At 69.1% G+C, this 3,871-nt stretch carries 5 protein-coding genes; all 5 read left to right on the top strand.

The window, feature by feature from the left end:
• Positions 1 to 162: 162 nt before the first annotated feature.
• The gene (locus G3N92_RS31950) at positions 163 to 891 is read left to right on the top strand and encodes an LrgB family protein (protein ID WP_206131531.1); all 729 of its coding nucleotides are present in this window, start codon (positions 163 to 165) and stop codon (positions 889 to 891) included.
• A 518-nt stretch (positions 892 to 1,409) separates the two neighbouring features.
• The gene (fliL, locus tag G3N92_RS31945; RefSeq protein WP_206131530.1) at positions 1,410 to 1,910 is read left to right on the top strand and encodes a flagellar basal body-associated protein FliL; all 501 of its coding nucleotides are present in this window, start codon (positions 1,410 to 1,412) and stop codon (positions 1,908 to 1,910) included.
• 18 nt (positions 1,911 to 1,928) lie between these two features.
• Entirely contained in the window at positions 1,929 to 2,927 is a 999-nt protein-coding gene (gene fliM, locus G3N92_RS31940; protein ID WP_206131529.1) for a flagellar motor switch protein FliM, read from the top strand.
• Positions 2,920 to 3,366: a flagellar motor switch protein FliN gene (gene fliN / locus G3N92_RS31935; RefSeq protein WP_206131528.1), complete on the top strand. Its 447-nt coding sequence runs from the start codon at positions 2,920 to 2,922 to the stop codon at positions 3,364 to 3,366. The genes fliM and fliN overlap by 8 nt, the downstream gene beginning before the upstream one ends.
• The coding region (fliO, locus tag G3N92_RS31930) for a flagellar biosynthetic protein FliO (protein WP_241015150.1) at positions 3,363 to 3,871 on the top strand (509 nt) is incomplete at its 3' end. The genes fliN and fliO, both read left to right, overlap by 4 nt.

The raw sequence follows: 3,871 nt of genomic DNA, 5'->3' as shown, positions 1-3,871 counted from the left end.
TGACATTGTGTCACCACACACCACCACCTCCTACACCTCCCTCCCAACAACCCCCCCTCACCGCCCGCCCCTCCCTCCGCTCCTCCCCATACGCGCGCTCCCCCCGGCGCGTGCGGCGCGCCAGCCGGCCGCCTGAGCAATCCGAGCCGCCCGGAGCCCGCCATGACCCTCGATCCCGTCGATTTCGCCGCACTGTCGCCGGCCGCCAACGCCGCGATTTCCGCCGCCTGTTTCGTGGTGACGATCGTGCTGTATCTCGGCGCGAAGCGGCTGTACCGGGCGCGCAAGACGCTGCTGTTCTCGCCGCTGGTGGCGGTGCCGGTGCTGCTGGTGGCCGCGCTCGCGCTGACCGGCCTGCCCTATCCCGTCTACTTTCACGACACGCGCTGGCTGATGTGGCTGCTCGGCCCGGCCACCATCGCGTTCGCGGTGCCGATCCACGAATACCGGCACCTGATCCGCCGCCATTGGCTGTCGCTGTCGGTGGGCGTGACGGTGGGGATCGTCGCGGCGGTCGGCGGCTCGCTGCTGCTGGCCAAGCTGCTGCATCTGTCGCCCGAGTTGCAGCGCACGCTCGTCACGCGCTCGATCTCGACGCCGTTCGCGATCGCCGTGTCGGATCGCCTGCACGCGCCGCACGACCTCACCGCGCTGTTCGTGATCGTCACCGGCGTGTGCGGGATGCTGATGGGCGAATTCATGCTGGCCGTGCTGCCGCTGCGCTCGCGGCTCGCGCGCGGGGCGCTGTTCGGCGCGGCCGCGCATGCGATCGGCACCGCCAAGGCGCGCGAGATCGGCGGCGAGGAAGGCGTGGTGTCGAGCCTGACGATGATGATCGCCGGCGTGGCGATGGTGCTGATCGCGCCGCTGCTCGCGCATTTGCCGATCTAGGGGCGGTTGGCGGGCTGGCGCGGGATCGGCTCGAACGGCGCGCCCGTTTGCCGTTGCGCTCCGACATCGTCCCGCGCTGCCGGCCAAGCCGGCTGCCCAGGCAACGCCGCCGTCCGTCGCCGCATTCCGGCCGCGCCCCGTTTTGCCGCGCAATCTGGCGGCCCGCCGCGCCAACGCCGCCGACCGCCGTTGCATCCCGGCATCGTTCCGTTTCGGCTGGCGAATCGGCTGCACGCCTTGCATCGCCTTGTATCGTCCGTTTCGCCAACATCGCCGATTGCCCGCCCAATCCCATCGAACGCCCCCTCAACGTCCCGATTCGGTCGCTCCGAACACCCGCCCCGCCTCGCTCCCCGCCCCCGCGCCAATCCCCGTTTTCGCCGCCCGCCTCGCCATCCGCGTGCCCGCCCCGCTTCGACAAACCAGCGAGATAGGCGCAAATCCCCCCTCTGTTCGTCACATCGCGAGACCGGTTGCCCCCTGACAATCCGGCTACGAGTCAACCAGTAAGCACGCCCATGGCCACCACGACCGCATCCGCCGCACCCGAACGTCCGCCCGCCGGCAAGTTCAAACGCATCATCCTGTTCGCGCTGATCGGCATCGCCCTTGCCGCCGCGGGCGGCGCCGGCGCGTGGTTCTTCCTGTCGAAGCATCAGGCTTCGGCCTCGAACGTTCCGCCGCCCCCGCCGCCGCCGCTGGCGACGCCGGTGTTCTTCCCGCTCGATTCGATGACGGTGAACCTGCAGTCCGACGACGGCCTGCACTACCTGCGCGTCGGCCTCACGCTGAAGCTGACCGATCCGACCGCCCAGGAATATCTGACGCAGCACATGCCGGAGATCCGCAGCCGGATCCTGCTGGCGCTGTCGAACAAGCATCCGGAAGACCTCGCGTCGCTGGAAGGCAAGCGCGCGCTGGCCGACGAGCTGCGCACGCTGATCGAGCAGCCCACCCAGCCGGGCAACCGCAGCGCGCGCGTCGACGCGGTGCTGTTCACCGATTTCGTCGTCCAGTAACGCCGCCACGGGAGCGCCATGGGCCACGAAGAATTCATGTCGCAGGAGGAGGTCGATGCCCTCCTCAAAGGCGTAACAGGCGAAATCGATGCGAGCGACGAACCCGTCGATCGCGCCAGCGTTCGCCCGTACAACCTCGCGACGCAGGAACGGATCGTCCGCGGGCGCATGCCCGGCCTGGAGATCATCAACGATCGCTTCGCGCGCCTGTTGCGGGTCGGCATCTTCAACTTCATGCGCCGCACGGCCGAAATCTCGGTCAGCCAGGTGAAGGTGCAGAAGTACAGCGAGTTCACGCGCAACCTGCCGATCCCGACCAACCTGAACCTGGTGCACATCAAGCCGCTGCGCGGCACGTCGCTGTTCGTGTTCGACCCGAACCTGGTGTTCTTCGTGGTCGACAACCTGTTCGGCGGCGACGGGCGGTTCCACACCCGGGTCGAGGGCCGCGATTTCACGCAGACCGAGATGCGCATCATCAGCAAGCTGCTGCATCTGGTCTTCGAGCATTACACGGCCGCCTGGAAGAGCGTGCGGCCGCTGCAGTTCGAGCACGTGCGCTCGGAGATGCACACGCAGTTCGCCAACGTCGCGACCCCCAACGAGATCGTGATCGTCACGCAGTTCTCGATCGAGTTCGGGTCGACCGGCGGCACGCTGCACATCTGCATGCCGTACTCGATGATCGAACCGATCCGCGACGTGCTGAGCTCGCCGATCCAGGGCGAGGCGCTCGAGGTGGATCGCCGCTGGGTGCGCGTGCTGTCGCAGCAGGTGCAGGCCGCCGAGGTCGAGCTGACCGCCGATCTGGCCGAACTGCCGACCACGTTCGAACGGATCCTGAACCTGCGGGTGGGCGACGTGCTGCCGCTCGATATCGGCGACGCCGTGACGGCCAAGGTCGACGGCGTGCCGGTGATGGAATGCGGCTACGGGATTTTCAATGGGCAATACGCGCTGCGGGTGAACCGGATGATCAGCGCAAGCGACACGATGAAGGAAGGTGGATATGACTGAGCTGAACCCGACGCCCGACAGCGAGAAGAAGCCTGGCGCCGACGCCGCGGCCGACGAGGCCGGCCTGGACGACTGGGCGGCCGCGCTCGCCGAACAGAACGAGCAGCCGATCGAGGCCGGCGCGACCGGCGCGGGCGTGTTCCAGCCGCTGTCGAAGGCGGCGTCGAACGCGACCCACAACGACATCGACATGATTCTCGACATCCCCGTCAAGATGACCGTCGAACTGGGCCGCACCAAGATCGCGATCCGCAACCTGCTGCAGCTCGCGCAGGGTTCGGTGGTGGAACTCGACGGCCTGGCCGGCGAGCCGATGGACGTGCTGGTCAACGGCTGCCTGATCGCCCAGGGCGAAGTGGTGGTGGTCAACGACAAGTTCGGCATCCGGTTGACCGACATCATCACGCCGTCCGAGCGGATCCGGAAGCTGAACCGATGAACGCCGTGGAAGCGCCGGTCGTGCGGGTCGCGTCGCGTGTGCGGGCGGTGCTGCCGCGCGTGCCGGATGCGGCCGCCGCGGCGCTGGTCGCGCTGACGCTGGCGCCGGCCGCGGCGGGCGCGGCCGACATGAACGCCGTCAACCACCCGTCGGCCTATGCGTCGGGCGTGGTGGTCGGCTCGGCGGTGCCCTCGCTCGGCGCGGGCGCCGTGTTGCAGACGGTGGTGGGCCTGATCGTGGTGATCGGCCTGGTGTTCGGTTGCGCGTGGCTCGCGCGCCGCTTCGGGTTCCAGCCCGCGCGGCGCGGCGGCGCACTGAAGGTGGTGGCGAGCGTGGCGGTGGGCAGCAAGGAAAGCGCCACCGTCGTCGAGATCGGCGACACCTGGCTGGTGCTGGGCGTCGCGCCCGGCAACGTGCGGCTGCTCCATACGCTGCCGGCCGGCTCGGCCGCGGTGACCGGCGCACCGCAAGGCCCGGGCGATGCCCCGCCGGCCGACGACGCGCT

Source organism: Burkholderia sp. Ac-20379 (assembly GCF_017104645.1).
Classification (GTDB): domain Bacteria; phylum Pseudomonadota; class Gammaproteobacteria; order Burkholderiales; family Burkholderiaceae; genus Burkholderia.
This window is presented reverse-complemented; position numbering and strand designations above follow the sequence as displayed.

Bases quoted from the DNA above. Each gene is read 5' to 3' on its own strand.
- G3N92_RS31950 (WP_206131531.1), top strand. From the start codon at position 163: ATGACCCTCGATCCCGTCGATTTCGCCGCACTGTCGCCGGCCGCCAAC.
- fliL (WP_206131530.1), top strand. From the start codon at position 1,410: ATGGCCACCACGACCGCATCCGCCGCACCCGAACGTCCGCCCGCCGGC.
- fliM (WP_206131529.1), top strand. From the start codon at position 1,929: ATGGGCCACGAAGAATTCATGTCGCAGGAGGAGGTCGATGCCCTCCTC.
- fliN (WP_206131528.1), top strand. From the start codon at position 2,920: ATGACTGAGCTGAACCCGACGCCCGACAGCGAGAAGAAGCCTGGCGCC.